Source organism: Streptomyces sp. NPDC086077 (assembly GCF_040686175.1).
Taxonomy (GTDB): domain Bacteria; phylum Actinomycetota; class Actinomycetes; order Streptomycetales; family Streptomycetaceae; genus Streptomyces.
In genome coordinates, this window is record NZ_JBFBJT010000003.1 from 69,939 (window position 1) to 89,302 (window position 19,364).

The 19,364-nt window shown below is 69.6% G+C and carries 15 protein-coding genes and 1 pseudogene; 7 read left to right on the forward strand and 9 right to left on the reverse strand.

From position 1 onward, the window contains the following. Positions 1 to 378: 378 nt before the first annotated feature. From AB0O67_RS01470 to AB0O67_RS01480, 3 genes are read right to left on the reverse strand one after another with little or no spacing between them, the layout of a single operon-like run. The gene (locus AB0O67_RS01470; protein WP_365444251.1) at positions 379 to 1,416 is read right to left on the reverse strand and encodes a LacI family DNA-binding transcriptional regulator; all 1,038 of its coding nucleotides are present in this window, start codon (positions 1,414 to 1,416) and stop codon (positions 379 to 381) included. Beyond that, on the reverse strand, positions 1,374 to 3,257 hold the full coding sequence (locus AB0O67_RS01475) for a hypothetical protein (RefSeq protein ID WP_365444254.1): 1,884 nt from the start codon (positions 3,255 to 3,257) through the stop codon (positions 1,374 to 1,376). Before AB0O67_RS01475 ends, AB0O67_RS01470 begins: the two co-directional genes overlap by 43 nt. Continuing rightward, positions 3,254 to 5,098, reverse strand: a complete 1,845-nt coding sequence (locus AB0O67_RS01480; RefSeq protein WP_365444257.1) for an MBL fold metallo-hydrolase — start codon at positions 5,096 to 5,098, stop codon at positions 3,254 to 3,256. Before AB0O67_RS01480 ends, AB0O67_RS01475 begins: the two co-directional genes overlap by 4 nt. A gap of 915 nt (positions 5,099 to 6,013) precedes the next feature. Here AB0O67_RS01480 and AB0O67_RS01485 point away from each other — a divergent pair. Then, complete coding sequence (locus tag AB0O67_RS01485; protein WP_365444260.1) at positions 6,014 to 7,699, forward strand: ribonuclease J; 1,686 nt, start codon at positions 6,014 to 6,016, stop codon at positions 7,697 to 7,699. Positions 7,700 to 7,997: 298 nt separating this feature from the next. Here AB0O67_RS01485 and AB0O67_RS01490 read toward each other — a convergent pair whose 3' ends face one another. The 5 genes from AB0O67_RS01490 to AB0O67_RS01510 form a co-directional block, all read right to left on the reverse strand. Further along, complete coding sequence (locus tag AB0O67_RS01490; RefSeq protein WP_365444263.1) at positions 7,998 to 9,587, reverse strand: hypothetical protein; 1,590 nt, start codon at positions 9,585 to 9,587, stop codon at positions 7,998 to 8,000. 504 nt (positions 9,588 to 10,091) lie between these two features. Beyond that, positions 10,092 to 10,547 carry a VOC family protein gene (locus AB0O67_RS01495; protein ID WP_365444266.1) on the reverse strand — a complete coding sequence of 152 codons (456 nt, stop codon included), beginning with the start codon at positions 10,545 to 10,547 and terminating at the stop codon, positions 10,092 to 10,094. Positions 10,548 to 10,776: 229 nt separating this feature from the next. Continuing rightward, positions 10,777 to 11,196: a GNAT family N-acetyltransferase gene (locus AB0O67_RS01500; protein WP_365444394.1), complete on the reverse strand. Its 420-nt coding sequence runs from the start codon at positions 11,194 to 11,196 to the stop codon at positions 10,777 to 10,779. A gap of 61 nt (positions 11,197 to 11,257) precedes the next feature. Next, a complete protein-coding gene (locus AB0O67_RS01505; protein ID WP_365444269.1) occupies positions 11,258 to 11,785 on the reverse strand; it encodes an aspartate carbamoyltransferase in 528 nt (175 codons plus the stop codon). Between the two features lie 154 nt (positions 11,786 to 11,939). After that, on the reverse strand, positions 11,940 to 13,337 hold the full coding sequence (locus AB0O67_RS01510) for an MFS transporter (protein WP_365444272.1): 1,398 nt from the start codon (positions 13,335 to 13,337) through the stop codon (positions 11,940 to 11,942). Positions 13,338 to 13,440: 103 nt separating this feature from the next. Here AB0O67_RS01510 and AB0O67_RS01515 point away from each other — a divergent pair, with 103 nt between their 5' ends. The 6 genes and pseudogenes from AB0O67_RS01515 (at position 13,441) to AB0O67_RS01540 (ending at position 18,216) form a co-directional block, all read left to right on the forward strand. Then, positions 13,441 to 14,055, forward strand: a complete 615-nt coding sequence (locus tag AB0O67_RS01515; protein ID WP_365444275.1) for a TetR/AcrR family transcriptional regulator — start codon at positions 13,441 to 13,443, stop codon at positions 14,053 to 14,055. Positions 14,056 to 14,536: 481 nt separating this feature from the next. Beyond that, positions 14,537 to 15,040, forward strand: a pseudogene (locus AB0O67_RS01520) (amidohydrolase family protein); the annotation flags it as partial. 130 nt (positions 15,041 to 15,170) lie between these two features. Then, a complete protein-coding gene (locus AB0O67_RS01525) occupies positions 15,171 to 15,548 on the forward strand; it encodes an amidohydrolase family protein (RefSeq protein WP_365444397.1) in 378 nt (125 codons plus the stop codon). A 504-nt stretch (positions 15,549 to 16,052) separates the two neighbouring features. Further along, positions 16,053 to 16,772: an AraC family transcriptional regulator gene (locus tag AB0O67_RS01530; RefSeq protein ID WP_365444278.1), complete on the forward strand. Its 720-nt coding sequence runs from the start codon at positions 16,053 to 16,055 to the stop codon at positions 16,770 to 16,772. A gap of 52 nt (positions 16,773 to 16,824) precedes the next feature. Next, positions 16,825 to 16,956 carry a helix-turn-helix domain-containing protein gene (locus AB0O67_RS01535; protein WP_365444281.1) on the forward strand — a complete coding sequence of 44 codons (132 nt, stop codon included), beginning with the start codon at positions 16,825 to 16,827 and terminating at the stop codon, positions 16,954 to 16,956. A 447-nt stretch (positions 16,957 to 17,403) separates the two neighbouring features. Continuing rightward, positions 17,404 to 18,216: a cupin domain-containing protein gene (locus tag AB0O67_RS01540; protein ID WP_365444284.1), complete on the forward strand. Its 813-nt coding sequence runs from the start codon at positions 17,404 to 17,406 to the stop codon at positions 18,214 to 18,216. A gap of 298 nt (positions 18,217 to 18,514) precedes the next feature. Here AB0O67_RS01540 and AB0O67_RS01545 read toward each other — a convergent pair whose 3' ends face one another. Further along, entirely contained in the window at positions 18,515 to 18,946 is a 432-nt protein-coding gene (locus AB0O67_RS01545; protein ID WP_365444287.1) for a dihydrofolate reductase family protein, read from the reverse strand. Positions 18,947 to 19,364: the final 418 nt, after the last annotated feature.

Genomic DNA, 19,364 nt, shown 5'->3' on the forward strand with positions numbered 1-19,364 from the left:
GAGAACGTAACCACACCCCCTCCGTGCGTCAACGGGTCTGCGGGGACTCTTGGAGTCGAGGTGCGCATCGTTATCTCGCTTCAGCGGTCGCCCCGTTGGGCGCAGCGGAGGCAGCCGGAGCCGAACGTCACGCCGAGCCAGGTCCGGCAGAGCATCCCTCACAGCGGCACGCATGTCGGCGAACGGGCCATGTCGGAGCGTGGGAGTCGTCCTCACAACCTCGCACGAAGCCCACGGCCTCGTCCTCATGACGTTGCGTCAATCGGGTGTCGGGGCGGCCGGCGCGTGCCGCCCACACAGGGTCTTGCCCGACGGCCCGTCAGCCCTGCGGGACGGCGCGCGGGCGTCCAGGTACCGCGGCGCAGTTCGTGCGCGGGCTCAGCGCGCAGGTGCGGAGGTCGAGTCCCGAACCACCAGTTCCGGCTGGAGCACATGAGAGGCGCTGCGGCCGCCACCCCCGCGGCGCACCCGTTCGAGCAGCAGTCCGGCAGCACGCTCCCCCATGGCGAACACCGGCTGGCGCACCGCCGTCACAGCGGGGCTCACCATGCGCATCCATGGCAGGTCGTCGAAGGAGACCACGGAGCACTGCTCCGGCACGCGGACGGCCCGCCTCTTCAGCTCCAGCCACACCAGTTCCGCCACTACGTTGTTGGCGGCGAAGACGGCCGTAAGGGGAGGCTGCGAGTCCAGGAACCGGGCCACCTCCTCACGCGCGGGACGGTCGGTCTGCCCCAGGTCGAGGACGTACCGGCGCTGAGCGGTCACTCCGGCCGCGCGCAGAGCCCCCCGGTATCCCTTGAGCCGGTCGCGCCCCGTGTCCCAGAACGTCTCGTCAATCACGACGCCGACGGCCCGGTGTCCGAGGGCGAGGAGGTGGTCGACGGCTGCCCGTGCACCCGCCTCGCTGTCGATGCTCACCACGTCGCAGCCGCGCACGCCCGAGCGGCGGTCGACCTCCGTCACCGGCATGCCGTGTCCCACGAGCAGTTCGGTGGCTTGCCGGCCGACGGGAGCGAGGAGAACTCCGTCGGCCCGCATCGCGAGAAAAGCCCGGGCGGCGTCAACGGCCCGCTCCGCGCTGCCGTGGTCGTCGACCAGCACCACCTGGTAGCCCTCGGCCGACAGGGTGTGTTCCACCCCGGCGGCCAGTTCCGCGTAGAACTGGTTGCGCAGGTCGGACACCAGGAGGCCGATCACCCCACTGGCCCGGCCCTTCAGAGTCCGGGCGGACACGTCCGGCACGTATCCGAGGCGGTCGGCCGCCGCCTGCACCCGCTCCCTGATGTGCTCCGCGACGTACCCGCTCCCGCTCAGGGCCCGGGAGGCCGTGGAGCGCGAGGTCTGTGCCGACTCGGCGACGTCGCGCAGAGTCACCCGCGTCCGCTTGCCCCGCTCCGGCCCGCCGCCTGCCATGGCCCCCCGCCTTTCTCCCTGTCAACGGGACGCGCACGCCACCGGCTCCACAGCTCACGCAGCGCAGCGTAGTCGAGTTCCTCCAACGGTTCGCCGGTGCGGTCCAGGTGGCTGGAGACGTACAGGGCGGGCACGCCGAGTCGGTCCTTGACGCGTGTGTAGGCACGCCACTGCTCCCGGTCCGGCGCACACCAGTCGTCGGTGTCGATCAGTGTGTCCGGACAGGCCGCGGCGGCCACGGCGGCGCGCATCCGCATCTGCGGTACCACGGGCGCCCACGGATCGGGATCGTCCAGGCGGAGCATGTCGTTGAGGCGGACCATGTCCGTCACGTCGGCGAACGCGGGGTGCGGTGTGTGCGTCACGACCAGCGCGTCGGGCTTGGTCTGCTTGGCGGACCTGTGGAGGACCGCGAGGTATTGGTGCAGCAACGCGATCCCCCACCGGCCTGGTTGGGCGGTCAGGCCTTCGCCTGTCGGCGTGTCGGCGGTGAAGTCCACCTTGAGTCCGTCGGCGTTCAGGCCGTCCGGGTCGAGAATGCGGCGGACGTTCTCCGCGAGCAGCGCTCGCGCGTCAGGGCGACCGGGGTCCAGGGTCACGGGACGGCCGTCACCTGTGCGCACGCACCATTCTTCCGGTACGCCCTCCGTGGACCAGGCCTTCCACCACAGCAGCACCCGCCGGCCCCGCGCGTGCTGCCGCTCGATCCAGCCGCGCAGGTCGGGCCAGCGTTCCTCGTCGGGCTCCCAATGGCCGTAGCTGCGCTGCCACTTGTCGTCCACGACGACCGTCCCCGGGTCCAGTCCGTGCTCACGCAGATGCTCGAGGTGGGCGTCGTACTCCGCCTGCGTGCTCAGGTCGGGGGCCGGCACACCGGTGACACGGGTCCTGGCCATCTGGGCCCCCCAGCCGCAGAACATCGGCTCGCTCCACCACAACGGACGTGCCCCGGGGCCTTGGTACGGGACGGCGGCCCAGCCGTGCCCCTCCAGCCAGCGCCGGTGGGCGTGCAATCCCGCGTACGGGTCGGTGTGCCCCGGCGAGACCAGGACGGCCGGAGTGCGGTACCGCCCGTCGACCTCGGTGTGTCCCTCGTACTCCAGTCGCAGGTGGAGGCCGCCGTCGGAAGGCACATAGTGCAGTTGAGTGAACGTCAGGTCCCTCACGTCGGCGCCGACCGACAGGGTCCACCACGGCAGGGGGCCGCGCGCTCGCGCCGGATCGGTGTCATCGGGGAACCGGTTCTCCGAGAGGGCCAGGCAGAGCGGAGCGGGGGTGAAGAACCAGTGCCCACGCCCGGGCCGAGCGTCACCCACCACGCCGATGACCGCGCTCTCCCCTGCACCGCGCAGCAGGCGCCTGGGCGGGCCGGGATTGGGGCTGAACAAAGTGGAGAACGCGTGGCCGCTGGGCCGCAGTCCTCCCCCGCGCCCGCCGAACGCGGCACGTACCGCGAGGCACAGCACGTCGCGCAGCAGGCCTCGGCCCGCAACCTCCCAGCTGATCTCCGGTCCTTCGTCTGTGCACACGACGCGGGTCAGCGCCTCCCGCCAAACCGTGCTACGGCGCGGGACGACCAGCACCGGGCGGTCGTCCTCCGTGTGCCATGCGACAGGCCCCGTCTCCAGCGTCTCGTCCGTGCCGTCCGTGCGGTCGAGCGCGCCCGCCAACTGGAGCTCGACCGGGTGTCCGCCGCCGGCGGCGTGCACGAACGCCGTCTGGCCGTGCGCCGGCAGGGTCATCCGCCATCGCGCGGCCCTGATCGTGACCGTGCCGTCCTTGCGGCACACCACCTCGGGTGCGGTCGACTCGGCCCCCTTCGCGCCCGCGGCACGGGTCATCGCACACTCACCAGAGCCTCGGCCTGCTGACCCAAGGCAATCTGACCGACCGACATGTCGACGCCCACACGCTGCCGCTCCGTGCTCCGCTCGTCCGCCGGTATCCGCACGGCGAACGTCTCCGTCACCGACTCCCCGGCCCCGGCCTTCACTTCACGGAACGGCGGCTCGGCACTCCAGCCCCGCGGCAGCACGGGGACGAGCCGGACAACCTCGGCATGCGGCAGGGGGTTGCGGGCCTCCACGGTGACCCGCAGCGTGTCGCCCGGCGCGCGTACGGAGCGGTAGGGCGTGAGGCGGGCACCCAGGCCCTCGGCCTCCAGGTAGAAACCGGCGGGAAGAAGCTCGCGGTGCAGCCGTGCCAGGTGCTCCCCCTCCGACGCCAGCATGTCCAGGTAGGCCTCGGTGACCTCGTAGGGCGGCCAGTGCCCGCTGATCAGCACATCTGGCCGCAGTCGCCGGTAGAGGTCGGCGCTGCGGGCGAAGTCGTCGATGCGGAAGCGGTTGCGGTACTGGTAGTTGAGGATCTCGACCTCACCGCGTACCGGATCCCACGCGGTGTTCTGCTGGTCGCCGCTCGCCACGATGCGGCGTCCGTCGACGTTCATGGAGTACGCGGAGGCGTACAGGGTGTGCCCGGGGAGGTCGTGGACACCGATCTCGTACTCGCGCCAGCGGAATGCCCCCTCGCGGGGCAGGACGCGATCGACCGGGATCGGCTCGTACCACAAGCAGGGCAGATCCCAGTCGGTGGGCACGGACAGGACCTCGGCAATGTGCGCGGGCGACCAGACTTCGGTTCCGTGCACCTCGCGAAGCAGGTTGAACCCGGCGACGTGGTCGTCGTGGTAGTGCGTGGGCAGCGCGACCTCCACCCGGTCGACGCCGTACTGACGCCGCAGCGCTTCGACGGAGGCGAGCAGGGGCCGCCGTGAGGAACGGTCGTGTCCGCCGGGCAGCCCGGTGGTGAGGTCGTAGCCGAAGTCCAGCAGGAGCGCGCCGCCCTGATCCGACAGCAGGGCGTAGGACTGCGCCACGCTCGTGGTGTTGCGCAGCAAATGGGGTGTAACGGGCTCCCACGGCCGGTCCAGCAGCGCTTCGGGATCCCAGGGCGTACGCCGCCGGGAGTCGATCAGTTCGCGCAGCAGGGGCGTCAGACGTGCCACGGCCGCTTCCGGGTCGGTGACCGGTTCACCGTGCGAGGGCAGCAGGAGATCCACCCGCTCACGCAGCAGCAGGGCGCAGGACAGGACGGTCGCGGCGACTCCCTCCAGGCCGGCGTTCGGGTGGAAGCCCGTGTAGGCCCACTGGGTGGCGGCCAGGGACCACACGCGGCCGTCGCCGTGTATCAGGTCGCCGGTGAACGCCAGCCTGCGGCCGCAGGTTTCGACGAGGTAGCCGACCGAGCCGGGGGTGTGACCCGGGAGCGGCAGCGTGGTGATGTCGAAGGCGCCGAAGCGCCGGGTGCGGTACTCGGGCACCGTCCCGGTGACGGGCACCTGCCACAGCAGTGAGAAGCGGTCCTGTCGGACGTCGTAGTCGTTGTCCAGTGGCCTGGTCCGCCAGTGTTCGTCGACGTCGTCGATGAGGTGTCGCTCCGCCGGCGGCACCCAGATGCCGATTCCGCGGGCCGACGCGAGCGCCAGGCCTTGGACCTGATCCCGGTGGTGGTGCGTCACCAGGATGTCGGTGACCCGGGCGACGCCGACCTCGACCAGGTGGTTCAGCACACTCCCGGAACCGAAGTCGACCAGCACTGCCTCGTCGCCGTGCCGCAGGAGGTAGACGTGACAGGTGTCCTCCCAGCGAAAGACGTCTTGACCCACCTGAGTCCAGCCCACGTCCAGCACTTCCTCTCTCCCGTGACGACTGACCGGCGGCATGGGAACGATGCCAGATGGGAACGATGCCAGGCGCCGCATACGACGTCAATGGAGTCGCCCTGAGCGGAAGTCGCCTGCGCCAGCAGCACTTTCGGGACGAATGGGTGCTCCAGCAGGCATGCCATCGAGTCACCCGACGCCCGACTCACCACCTTCTATCCCCGTGCTCCAGGGACCCCAGGCAAGCAGCCGGCGAACTCACCGGCCGACGCGCAGCGCAGTAGCGCTGTTCGAAGGCTGCCGTGTCACCCCGGCGTGGGACGTGACCTTCGAGGATGTCCGACGGATGGACCCGTACGCGGGTGCGCGGACCACTGTCATAACGGCGGCGCAGACCCACGGCTGACCGCGGAGCGATGGGGGCCGGATCAAGTGAAAGACCTCCGGGCGGCGGAGCGTTTGCAGCGTCGGCCGATTTGGCGTCGCGTCTTGCCCTCGTGATGCGGCGTTCGCAACAGTCCTGGGTGCGCGGGTCGACGCGCACGCGAGTCTGCACGACTGGCCGTCGCCGATGTCGATGTCGATGTCGCCGGCCGTGCCCGATTCCGCGGCGGCCGGCACCGTGGGGCCGGTGCCCACGTTCCGGGGGTCCCGTTGCAGGCGGGCTCCATCCGGCTCTCGGGCTCGGACGCCTCGGACCCCTCAGACGTCCGGTGGCCAGCCGACTGGACGGTCGTGGCTGACGCCCCTCTTGGCCTCATCCCCTCGAACCCATGGCCAGGGGACCGTCGACACGCGGCACAACCGTGCCCGCGCCCCCCACTACAACCGGCTCGCCACGAGGCATCCGGTGCGGGTGCCCCGTTCCCTCGGAGAGAGGAGACCGCACAGGCAATGGATCACGCCGTCCCGCTTTCCGGGTACCGTCAGGGTATGAGTCACCCACACCCCGAACTGAAAGCAGCCCCACCCCTTCCCGAAGGAGGGCTGCGGGTCATCGCCCTGGGCGGCCTGGGTGAGATCGGCCGCAACATGACCGTCTTCGAGCACGCCGGCAAGCTGCTCATCGTCGACTGCGGCGTGCTGTTCCCCGAGGAGACCCAGCCCGGCGTGGACGTGATCCTGCCGGACTTCACCTCGATCCGGGACCGACTGGACGACATCGTGGCCGTGGTACTCACCCACGGCCACGAGGACCACATCGGCGGCGTGCCGTACCTGCTGCGCGAGCGGTCCGACATTCCTCTCGTCGGCTCCAAGCTGACGCTGGCGTTCCTGGAGGCCAAGCTCAAGGAACACGGGATCCGGCCGCGCACGGTGCGGGTGCGGGAGGGCGACCGGCGCGGCTTCGGGCCCTTCGACTGCGAGTTCGTGGCGGTCAACCACTCCATCCCGGACAGCCTCGCGGTCGCGATCCGCACCAGCGCCGGGATGGTGCTGCACACCGGCGACTTCAAGATGGACCAGTTCCCTCTCGACGATCGCATCACCGATCTGCGCGCCTTCGCCCGCCTCGGCGAGGAGGGCGTGGACCTGTTCCTCACCGACTCCACCAACGCCGAAGTACCCGGCTTCACCACCTCCGAGCGTGAGCTGAACCCCGCGATCGAGCAGGTGATGCGCACCGCGCCGCGCCGGGTCATCGTCTCCAGCTTCGCCAGTCATGTGCACCGCATCCAGCAGGTCCTGGACGCCGCCCACCAGCACGGCCGTAAGGTCGCCTTCGTAGGCCGGTCGATGGTCCGCAACATGGGCATCGCCCGTGACCTGGGTTATCTGAAGGTCCCGTCCGGTCTGGTCGTGAGCACTAAGGAGCTGGAGAAGCTCCCGGACCACAAGATCACTCTGGTGTGCACCGGCTCCCAGGGCGAACCGATGGCCGCCCTGTCACGGATGGCCAACCGCGACCACGTGATCCGCATCGGCAAGGGCGACACCGTCCTGCTCGCCAGCTCCCTCATCCCCGGCAACGAGAACGCCATCTACCGGGTGATCAACGGACTTACCCGGTGGGGCGCCCACGTGGTCCACAAGGGCAACGCCAAGGTGCACGTCTCCGGGCACGCCAGCGCCGGCGAACTCGTCTACTGCTACAACATCGTCAAACCCCGACACGTCATGCCCGTGCACGGCGAATGGCGCCACCTGCGGGCCAACGGTGACCTCGCCATCCGCACCGGTGTCGACCCCGACCGGGTCGTCATCGCCGAGGACGGCGTCGTCGTCGACCTCGTCGACGGGCGCGCGTCCATCACCGGCAAGGTCCCCGCCGGCAACGTCTACGTGGACGGCATGGAAGTCGGCGGCGCCACCGAGGCGTCCCTCAAGGACCGCCTCACCCTTGCCGCTGAAGGCGTGGTCACGGTGGTGGCGATCGTCGACGCGGACACCGGCGCCCTCGCGGAGGCCCCCGACTTCCTGGCCCGGGGCTTCGTCCACGACGACACCACCTTCGAGCCGGTCATCCCTGTCATCGAGAAGACCCTGGCCACCGCGGCGGAGGAAGGAGTCGGGGACGCGCGCCAACTCGAACAACTCGTCGCCCGCGCCGTGGCGAACTGGGCGTTCCGCACCCACCGCCGCAAGCCCCTCATCATCCCCGTCATCATCGACGCCTGAGCCACAGCCCGGCAGCACGGTCTGCGGTTCCAGTCGTCGCCCCGCGTGCATCGGGGTCGGGCGCGGGCGTCAGCAGCCACCCCCAGGAGGCCGGGGTGGCTGCTGCGAGGACTCTGGGGGCGGCGGAGGCCACGGCGCCCGTGGAGTCGCACGACGTGGTCGCGCACGCTCAAGGAGCACCTCGGCGGTCGGTGGTCTTGCCGCAGGGAAGGCGGTGTACAGGTGGGCGAGGTCCCGGACACCCTCGCATGCCGTGAGTCCTGGCGGATCTTCCGCAGTGGCCCGTTCGCAGCCCGAGTCAACCCGGGACCGAGCAGTCCAGGATCCGCCCGTCCACCGTCCCCACGACCAGCCGCTGTTGCTCTGCCCGGTACGCGACGGACACCGGCGTGACCGGGTGGCCGTGCGCGCGCAGGGTGTGCCGGGCTCGGACCTCGCCCGTCGCCGTGTCCAGGGTCTCCACCTCACCGGTGAGGTACACGACGTACACCCTCCGCTCGTCGCCGTCGAGATCCGCGAGCGGCTTGTCGGTGCCGTACACCCAGCGTGCCTGTCCGTCCGGCAGTCGGCGGCTCACGACGTATGTCCCCTCGCGGGCTTCCCCGTAGGTGGCGCCCTGTTCGTACGACCGGCCCGCGTGGACGAGGGTGTGTGTCAGCTCGACGGCGGGGCCGAACCAGGGCCTGAGTGCGGACGCCGGGTCCCAGCGCAAGGGGAAGAGGGCGCGCACAGCGGGGGGACCGTGGGCGCCTGGAGGGTCGATCGCGTGGATCCACGGCGCGTCGTCGTCCGGGCCGGGGCCGTCCACATACAGCAGACGGGCGCTGTGTCTGACGCGCAGCGCCGGGGAGTTGGAGCTGCTGGGGCCGAGGCCGAGGCGTGCCGCCTCCTCATTCGTGGGGGCGAGCAGCAGCGCGGCGTGTGCGTCGCGCCCTTGTGGACGCAGGGCGAGCCAGCCTTCGTCCGTGGCGCACAGTGCGGGGACCGATGGCACGTCCACGCGGTCCACCGCGCCACCGTCAGCCGTCGATATCCGCCGAACAGTGGTCGCGCGGTCAACCGGGCGACCGATCACTTCGTCGCGCCGGTAGCCCCGGTACGTCACCCACGCCGACTCGCCGTCAAAGGCCGCCTCGACCCGGACGCTCCCCTCCCCGTCCGCAGGAAGAGCCCACCTCAGCGCGCCCGACGGATCCCAGCATTCGAGGTCCGTGTGCCGGCCGGTGGCAAGCACCCGGCCGTCGGCCAGCACCGCCAGGTCCCGCACCTCCGCCCGCCGCCGCCACCGGCCCTCCGTCAGCCGCGCGAGGGTGTTCTCCACACGCGGGTCGTAGAGGAGCCCGCTCTCGACCATCGGATGGCGTGTGTCGTCGGGGTCGACCAGACCGGCCGGAGCAGACATCCAGTCGTCCACCGCGACGGCCAGCTCGAAGCCCTTACGGAAACCGCCGTCCTTGTCCTCGGGGGAGAGCAGCATCGCGAGCCTGCCGTCCTCCAGCCAGCGCAGGTGGCGCACTTGGCGGCTCTTGCTCAGCAGGTTCGTCACGCGCCCGGTCTCCAGGTGCAGCAGGAGCAGCTGTCCCTGAAAGTCCCACGAGCCGTCGTAGCGGCCGGTACCGACGGCGACGAGCGGCAGCTCGGGGTGAGGCTCGATGGCGCATACGGGGTAGCGGGAGGCGACGACGTGTCGCGGACGGAGGGTGCCGGCCTCGTACACGCCGATCCGGTAGCCGAGCCAGTGACCCGCACCGCGCCACATGACGTGCCCGAGGTCACCGGCCGCGATGACACAGCCGTGACCCTCGTCGGTCACCGCCCACACGGGGCGCCCGATCTCGGCGAACGGCTGGTCCCCGAGTACCCGGCGGACGCTCAGCTCATCCGGCACGACAACCTCCCCCTCCCAGCTGGCGCACAGTCTGCCAGTCCCGGCGCCTTCCTGCGGTCTTCCGAGGGCAGCGGCTCATCCATGTACGTGATCGGGAACAGATCCTTGCGGCACGCGTACCGAGGCCAGGTCGCAGACTGCCGTTTTGGCATCCCGAGGAGCAACCCCAGCAATTCCCCAACTCTCGTTTGGAGGAAGCCATTTATGGGGGCCGGGGTGAGCGAGCAGCCGCGCTCGCCGGCTTCCTGGGCACCGTTCCCGTCCTCGTCGCACCACTCGCCGACGGGTACGCGACGGGCCGGCAGCAACTGTCTGGCACCCCGACCGCCGCAGCACCGAGGAGGAGACATCTGAGGCCTGTGCCTCTTGCTACCACCCGTGGTGACTTCGACGCTGCCCTCGTCGTCAGGACCGACTACCAGGACGACCGGGCGTGTCGTGACGGTCACCACGCTGACGCGCCAGGACTGCGTGGACGACGAGGACTACGAGCAACTCACCGAGCTAGACAACGTCGAATTCGTTACCTTCCGGGTCCTGCAGCAGGACGGCGTAATGCCCCATGTCCGGCTCATCCGTGATCCGAAGCACGCTGGCGCCGGCGTTGACCAGTCTTTCCACCGTGGAGGTGACCCGCTGCGTGCGGACCGCCAGCGGGACGTCGCGCCCGCCGCCGACCTTCAGGTCCAGGTGTATCCGGTTCTTGGCGGCTTTTGGTTCCGGAACCTGCTGGAACCACACCCGGGGCCCTCGTCCTGCGGGATCCACGATCGACTCCGGGGTGTCGCCCGCCCCTGCCGGCAGCTCTTCTTCGGGCACCCCCATGGCTGCCCAGTACTCCCGCCACGTGGCATGGCCGCCCGGTGGAGGTTCGGGTACGTATCCCAGAGCCTCACTCCAGAACGCCACCAGCCTCTGCGGGTCGGCACAGTCGATCGTCAGTTGCAACGTCATCTCCATGACCAGAGCCTGACAGACACCTCTGACATTCATGCCGGACCGAACCCCGCAGGCGGGAGAGGCACACGTTCGAAGTACGCCTTGGTCGAGCGCCTGGACTTCGGCCGCGTTCCGGAATCCGGATCCCGCGAAGGGGGCCCTTGCAGGCCAAGCACCTTTCCCGCGGCCGTCCTTGCTGACCGCACCCAGAGCAGGATCCTGTCGCCGGCAGCGGACGCGCTGGCGGCGATCACGGGCCCATCACCCGGAACATGCCGATCGAGTCGTGGATGGCGGTATCGGCGAAGCCGAACATCTCGTAGAGGAAGCGGGCGGGGCCGTCCGCGATCAGCGAGACGTAGGCGGTGGCGGGCGCCCGGCGTTCCAGTTCCTCGGTGAGCGCGGCCATGATGCGCCTGCCCAGGCCGCGTCCTTGGTGGGAGGGGTGGACGCAGATGTCGACGATCTGGAACGCGGTACCGCCGTCACCGATGATCCTCCCCATGCCGATGGGCTCCCCCTTGTGGTGGAGGACCACCCCGTGCCAGGTGTGGGGCAGGGCGATCGCGACCGCCTCGGGGGCCTTGTCAGAAAGGCCGGCATCGGTGCGCAGCCGGCGGTAATCCTCGGCGGAGGGCACGCCCACGCTCAACTCGTACGGGTCGTCCAAACTGTCCGCCTCCGTTCGTGCGTCGTGCGCGGTGAGGGCTTCGGTGATGCCCGACCGCTGGTCAATGGCCGGCTTCGGCGTGGTCGCCATGGTCGCTGAGCTGCGCTTGGAACCAATCGTGCAGGGCGTCGACCAGGGCGGGCTCGACGGTGGTGTAGGTGAGGGTGGCTCCGTCGGACCGTTCCCGGTAGCGCACCTCGATTCGCTCGTAGCCGTCTTGCAGTGCTGCCAGGCCCGGCATGCTGCCGCCGTGGATCCGCGCGGGGTCGCCGAAGTCTCCCCGTCCGAACGCCTTGGCCTCCTGCTTCAGGTGGGTGCGGATGAGCGCTATCTGCTTGGCGTCATCGGGCTGGTCTGCGACGACGTCCTGGATGCCGCCAGATTCGGCCGGGGTGAAGTGGTGGGTGGTCTCTTCGAGATCGAAGGGCATCACGCTCCGGCCGCGTTCGGCGACCGCTTGCTGCCGGCCGGTCCGCCCCTGGTCGCCGCCCTGCTGCGGGCCGCCGATCCACAAGGCTGCGCCCAGTACCGCGCCGGCACATGCCGTAATGATGCCGGCTGACAGCAGCAGACGTCTTGCGCTGTTCATCGAGTACCTCCGTGAGCATGTCCAACGCGTCAGGCACGCCCGACGGTTGCGGGTGACATGGCTGCTGTATGGCCTGCAGGGTCCACGGGTCGTCGGCCTTGTCCTCGCCTCGGTTGCGGAGATGCGAACATGGCCCGCCCCATTGGGCTGGGGCCTACTCGTGCTCGGCGGGGATCAGCCACCGGGCGATGACGCCGGAGACCGCGGCCAGGCCGGCGGCGACGAGGAATGCGTTCTCGAAACCGGCAGCGGTCTGGGCACCGGTGCGGGCAGCGATGCTCGCGGCAGCGGCGCTGGAGACGGCCGCCGCGCCGGCCGCGGCACCGAACTCGTGGAAGGTGCTGACGATGCCCGACGTCACACCGGCCTCGTGGGGGGCGACGCCGGCCAACGCGGTGGCAGAGGCGACCACGAACAGAGCGCCCAGACCCGCAGCGGCGACGCTCACGCCGGTGACCATCGCGGCGGTTCCCGACCCAAGCACCGGAACGAGGAACCCGGCGGCTGCCACAGCCAGGGACATCACAGCCAGCAGTCGTGCCCCCAGACGGCCGATCACGCGGCCGGCAGCTGCGGCGGCGGCCATGGTCAGCAGCGCCACCGGCAGGAACAGTACGCCCGTCATCAGGGCACCGTGGCCCTGGCGGTTCTGGAGATAGAAGGAACCGAGGAAGAAGGCCCCCACCATCAGTGCCGTGGTGACGGCGATGACGAAGGTGCCCGCCACCACGGGGCGCCGACCCAGCAGCCGCAGGTCCATCAGCGGTGCCGCCGCCCTGCGTTGCCGGACGGCGAAACTCGCGTAGAGGGCTGCCGCAGAGGCGGCCAGAGCGACCGTGAGGAGGTCGAGCCAGCCGTGGTCACCGGCACGGATCAGGGAGTAGATGAGGGCGCCGGTCGCCGCGGCGACCAGGACGGCCCCGGCTATGTCGAGGGAGCCGGTGCCCGCGCGGGGAAGGCTCGGCAGGATCCGGGCGAGCGCGAGAAGGATGATCAGACCGACGGGGACGTTGACGAAGAACACCCAGGCCCAGCCCGGACCCGCCGTGATCAGCCCGCCCAGCAGCACGCCGAGCGCGGCACCCCCGCCACCGAGCGCCGACCAGATACCCAGCGCGCGGTTGCGCTCCTCGCCGTCGAACAGCCGCACCACCACCGACAGCGCAGCAGGCGACAACATTGCGGCACCCGCCCCCTGCGCGCTCCGGGCGGTGAGCAGCAGCGGGGCGCCGGTGGCCAGTCCGGCGGCCAATGACGCGCCGGTGAACATGGCGAGCCCGGCCAGGACGATGCGCTTCGGGCCGAACAGGTCCGCGGCCCGGCCGCCGAGCAGCATCAAGCTCCCGAATGTGAGGGCGTAGCCGCTGACCACCCAGGTCAGCGTCGCGCGGCCCAGGCCCAGTTCGTCACCCATGTCAGGCAGTGCGATCGCGACCACCGTGATGTCGAGGATCAGCATCAGCTGGGCCAGCCCGAGCAGTCCGAGGGCCGTCCAGCGCAGCGGATGCGGCGCATCCGGTGCGCGTGTGGTGGTGGTTTCCGCGTCACTCATGACACTCCCCCTCACAAACAAGTCGTACAGCGGTGTTCAGGTTATACACGCCAGGGGCATAACTTGAACAGCCCTGTACGACTTACTGGGGTACAGTTGGCGCATGGGCAGCAAGAACTCCCCGGGCACCAAACGCGCCGACGCTCTGCGCAGCATCGAAGCGATCGTGCAGGCCGCCGCCGAATGCCTCGGACGGAACCCCGAGGCGAGCCTGAGCGAGATCGCGCGGGCCGCAGGCGTGGGCCGGGTGACGCTGTATGCGCACTTCACCTCACGGGCGGAGGTAGTGGACGCGGCGATGAGCCGCGCCATCGACCGGGGCAACGAAGTACTGGACACGGTCGACCTCACCGGCGACCCCCAGCTCGCCCTTGCCCGGTACATCGAAGCGGGCTGGCCTCTGGTGGACCAGGCACGGGCGCTGCTCGCCGCCGCGCAACGCGAACTTCCCGCCGGACGCATCCGCGAACTGCACGCCGCCCCCGCCGCCCGGGTCGAGACGCTGGTCGCCCGCGGCCGCGCCGAAGGCGCCTTCCGCAGCGACCTGCCGATCGCCTGGATGGTCAATGTCCTGCACGCGCTCATGCACAGCGCGGCAGAGGAGATTCGCGCCGGCCGCCTTACCTCCGACCACGCCGCCGACCACATCACAGCGACAGCCCTCGCCGCCTTCACCCCGCCCGGCAGACCAGTACCCGGCAGTGGCAGCGGGACGTAACACCAAAGGCCTCGCGGCAGCTCGGCACATGAGGGCACGTCAGCCGCCCAAGGCCGACAGCCGAATCAAGGCGGTACGGGCACGTCGAACTGCTCAGCACGGGGTGCCTCGCGCGATCACCCCGAGCCCGTCAGCAGCTCACCCCTATGGGCGCCTGCTTCGCTGCGCTCGGCCGCACCCAGGTCCGTCGAGGAGAGCCCTGCCGCGGGACAGCTCACCGCGGTGACCATTCGCGCCAAGGGCCTAGCTGTAAGTGCCGATCAGGCCCAGCGCCCCTCTGGTCCATCAGTTTCGTGCCTAACGTGAGCCCGTGAACAACTACGTTATCCGGGCGGCCCGACTGTTCGACGGGAGCGTGTGGTCCGGCCCTCGCGCCCTGTACGTCGAGGAGGGACGCATCGCGAAGGTCACCGGCGTCGCCGACGCGGAGTCCGACCTCAGCGTGTCCGAACTCATCGATTTCGGGGACGACGCCAGCGTCGTGCCGGGGCTCATAGACACCCACCTGCACCTCGCTTTCGACGCCGGCGCCGACCCCGTCGCCACCCTCACCGGCTCCCACGACGAAGCAGTGCTGGATCAGATGCGGCGTGCGGCCGACACGGCAGTGTCGGCCGGCATCACGACCGTGCGTGACCTGGGCGACCGCGCGTACTTGGCGGTGGCGGTGGCACACGAGTTCCAGCACCACCCGGACCGGGGCCCGCACGTCGTCGCTGCAGGCCCGCCCCTGACGCCCGCCGGTGGGCACTTCCACTTCCTCGGGGGCGAGACCGAGGGGCAGGACGCCCTGCGGGCCGCCGTCCGTGCACGCAAGGAGCGGGGGTGCGACGTGGTCAAGGTCATGGTCAGCGGCGGTCACATGACGCCGGGTTCGAAGCCCGCTTACGCCTCGCAGTACACCCTCGACGAGCTGCGGATCGTCGTCGAGGAGGCGCACGGGCTCGGACTGCCGGTGGCCGCGCACGTGCACGGCACGGCCTCGATATTCGACGCGTTGGACGCGGGTGTCGACACGCTGGAGCACGTCAGTTTCATGACCCCCGCGAAGGGGTCGCCCCGAACGATGATGCCCTGGCCGCGGTGGCCGGAACAGCGCGTTCGCCAGCGTGACGATGGGCTTGGATCCCACCGTGCCGCTGCCGCCGCCTCTCGCCGCGGAGCTGGCCAAAGCTCGGGCAGGATACGGAGCCCTTCACGAGAGAGGGGCACGCGTCGTGGTGGGCACGGATGCCGGTGTCGCGCCGTTCAAGCCGCACAACGTGCTGCCCCACGCGGTCGCCGAACTCCGCACGGTCGGGTTCTCGGCCGAGGAGGCCCTGTCCGCGGTGACCGCGGTCGCCGCGGAGGCGGTCGGCCTCGAAGGCCGCAAAGGACGACTCGCCGCCGGCTTCGACGCCGACGTGCTCGTCGTCAACGGTGATCCGTCACAGGATCCGGCGGCGCTCCGGAATGTGACCGCGGTATTCCGTCGAGGGATCCGCGTGCGCTGACAGCGACCGGACCTCCCGCGCTGTCGAGGGGACTCGGCATGGAGAGTCCTAGACCACACGGCTCTTTGAGGGTGAGGGCCCCGGCACGTTCCGCCCGGGGCCCTCTCGCACCCTCTCGCTTTCCACACCGAAAGGCGGGGAAAGCAGGTCCGCGACCGCTGTGTCCTAGCGGTGCAGCCACTCCAGCACGTCCGACGGCGCCAATCGACGCGCACGATCCTCGTAATGGGCGAGTTCGCCAGAGGTGAGCACCTTTCGCCCCGTGTCGGAGGCGCCCCGGTGGAAAAGGCCTCAGGGTCCTTGAGAACGCCGCCCGCGTTGGGTGCAAGCCGGTGGGCACGAGACTTCATGCCGTCGAACGTGGCGGCCGCAACAAGCGCGGGCCACGCTTAATCGGCGCACGTTGCGATCCCTGCACGCTTCATGGATTCTCGTTGCAGCGGGCGCTGTAATATCAATTGAGTCGATACGCGCCCTCACCGCCAAATCTGGTCCACCGCAGAGGTGGAGACCCCGGACGCATTCCGTTATTGGTCGGACGCCGTCTGTGACGCCTGTTGCGTCCGTCTCGCGGCCAGGACGACGGGCGGCGCCCCTCTCTCAGGCCGGGTCGAGCGCAGTGTCGTGGACAATCTCAGCATTTCGATCGTGTCCTCGAAACAGCAGGAAGTAGCCAGGACGAAGCGCCTGATCGAGCTCGACCAGGCGGAATTCGTCCTGGCCTACGTTCAGATGAAGGGAGCGACACGCTTGCGGCAGGACGGCCGGCATGTCGCGATGTCGCCAGGATCCATGGCCTTTACCGACAGCGCCCGTCCCTACGTCTTGGAATTCGACGAGGACTTCCCGCAACTCGCCGTGCAGGTGCCTCGCTCCATGCTGCCGAGCCGTGTGCTCGCTGACGCCACAGCGGTCGAGCTGAACGGCTCCGGGCCCGGGAGGCTGGTTGCGAACTTCCTGGTGGGTCTGGAACGTGAACAGCGACTCGACGCGGACGCGGTGGCATCGATGATGCCGCACACACTGGGACTGCTCGACTTCGCTCTCGAATGGGCCGGGAAGGGACGCATCAGCCACAAAGGCGACGCAGCGCTCACCCGCGAGCGGATCCACCACTTCGTCCGGCGTCACGTCCACGATCCCTCCCTGGACGCGTCCACCGTCGCCACCGGCTGCCACATATCCCGGCGTACCCCTCTTCCGTGCCCTCTCCTCGGACAATGAGACGCTCACGGGCCTCATCCGCAGGTTGCGGGTCGGACGTGCCCAGCAGATCTTGCGCACGGCACCGCAACGGCCGCTTCACCTCGTGGCTCAGCAGTCCGGCTTCGGCAGTGCGGCTCAGTTGCACCGCGCTTTCCGCACTGTCACGGGTACAACCCCTGGCGTCTATCGGGAGATGTGGTGATCAGCGGGCAGTCAGCCCGAGGAGGTGGTCTCGCGTGGCGAAGGTCTGCTTCGAGGGCACGTCGACGCAGGAATCACTCCTCGTCGGCATGAGGACACCTGAGCGCACGCGCCGGAAGCGGTGAGATCCGCGTTCATGCCACCCTCGGCACCGCCTTCGCAGGCGCCATCTCATCAGCCGGCGCCGACGGCGTCTTCCTCGCCCGCCCCACGAGCCCATGGCAACGCGGTACGAACGAGAACACGTTCGCCATACCCACTGCCACCTGCGATTTTTCCTCGACTAACGGACGTTGTGGACAGTCGTACAGACGGGGCCGAGCAGGGGAAGGTGACGATGAAGCAGCCGGTAGAGGTATCACGCGCTCCTCGAACCATGAGTATTCACCGCGGAAGCGGTCTTCGGTTCTTTGAGTCGCATCCGAGTGAACCGGGAAAGGGCGTCAGCGTGGCGCCCGTCCTCGGGCCCGACAGCGGCGCCAGTCATTTGTCCATCGCGATCGTCGAACTCGAGCCCGGTGGTCACGTCATCGGCCACCGGCACCCGTTCGAGGAGTCGTTCTTCGTTCTGGAGGGCAACCCGCTGCTCGCGGTCGCAGACCACCAGTACGCCTTGGGTCCACAGGACTTCGGCCTTGTGCCCTATGCCGTCGGTCACGCCTGGAACAACCCGACTGAGCAGCGTGTACGCATGCTGCGGGTGTACGCTCCACAGCCGCGGCCGCTCGACGGCAGGGGGACATGGGGGGTGTTCGAGGCCAATGAGACACAGGTGCCGATCCACGGTGTGGCTGTCGACGAGCTCGACCCGGCCAGGCCGTATGTCGGTCACTTCGATCAAGCGGACATGGCACCGCCCGGTTCGATCTCGATGCCGGGATACCACGGCGCCAACGTGCAGAACGTCCAAATCCGCATGATGGTGGACGAGCTCCTCGGGGCGCGTCACCATGCCATGTTCATCGTGCAGTTCACGCCTGGGATAGTGAACAACGCCCCACTCAAGACCGCGAAGGAACATTTCCACCCGTTCGAGGAGATCTACTACCTGATCTCCGGCCAGGCGCGAGCCTTCTGCGACGGCAAGCAGGACCTGGCCGCTGCCGGCGACCTCGTCTTCGCCCCTGTCGGCGCATCGCACGGCTTCGCCGCCCTCGGCACGGAACCCCTGTGCTGGATCGAAGTGCAGTCACCGATGCCGCCGGCGAGCGGCGGATTCACGTTCCACAACGATTGGGCGCACCTCAAGAACATCGGTTGACCTCATCGTCGCGCGCTACCTCGCGGCCGCACCAACCTCCTGTCAGCTGGCGAGTCCGCGGCACGGCCTGCCACGCCGCGGCAGCCAGTCCATCTGCTGCTCGACAGCCTGTACGAACCGCGCGTCACCCGTTCCGAAAGGCTGGAAATGCGGCGGCGCAACGACCCTCGGGCCTGGAGCGCAGTGGAACGGCCATCTCCACAGCACCTGGCCCAAGCAGACGGCCCTGCCCTGCCCTGCCTTGACCAACGCTCCCGTTCATCACCTGCCCCGGCTCAGCGGCGGTAGGTGACACGGTTCAGCGTGTCTGGTAGCGCGCATAAATCAGTCCGCTGTCGAAGGCACGCTTCTCGACCAGCTTGAGATCGAGGCGCACGCCGTCGGGGAAGAACCGTCTGCCGCCGCCGACCACGCTCGTGGTGATGAACAGGTGGTACTCGTCCACCAGTCCGGCCGCGATCGCCTGGGCCGCGAGGTTCGGGCCGTCGACGGTGAGGTCGTGATCCGCCTCGGCCTTGAGTTTGCGCACCGCGTCCGGATCGAAGGCCCGCTCGATCCTGGTCTTCGTGCTGGACACCGACTCAAGCGTCGTGGAGTACACGATCTTCTCCGCCGCTTGCCAGTCGCGGGCGTACTGCAGGATGTGCGGCGGCTGCTCGGGCTCGGTGTGCGCGGTCTCCCTACGAGCGCGACAGTCTGCCAGCGGTCCTGCAGCCTCCGACCTCTGCACGGGCCATAACTCATCGGTCGACCGGCCCGCCGGTTCCCCCAACCGTCACGTGCCGTACGAAGCGCGCATCTCTTCGGCGGGTTGCCCGCGCGATTCGGCACCATGCCACTACACGTGACGTCATCGACACACCGCTCACCGAGCCGGCCTCGCCCCCGAACGCGCCCGCAGCCCTCGCATCGCCCGCCGCCACGTCACCGAACAAGGCCCACACGTGGCGGTCTGCCACAGAAGCGCCGTTGGCCTGCAACGGCCGTTCCGGCCTCGGGGTCCCGATCGGGCGCGGGGCCGCCCCGGGCGCGCGGCCACAGGTGGCCGAGCACCATCAGGTCAGGCTGCCCTGTCGATGTGTATTGGCGCCAGTGCCGGCAGCGAGCCCAACGAACGGCACCCCACCCCCGCAAGCGAGGCCACCCGC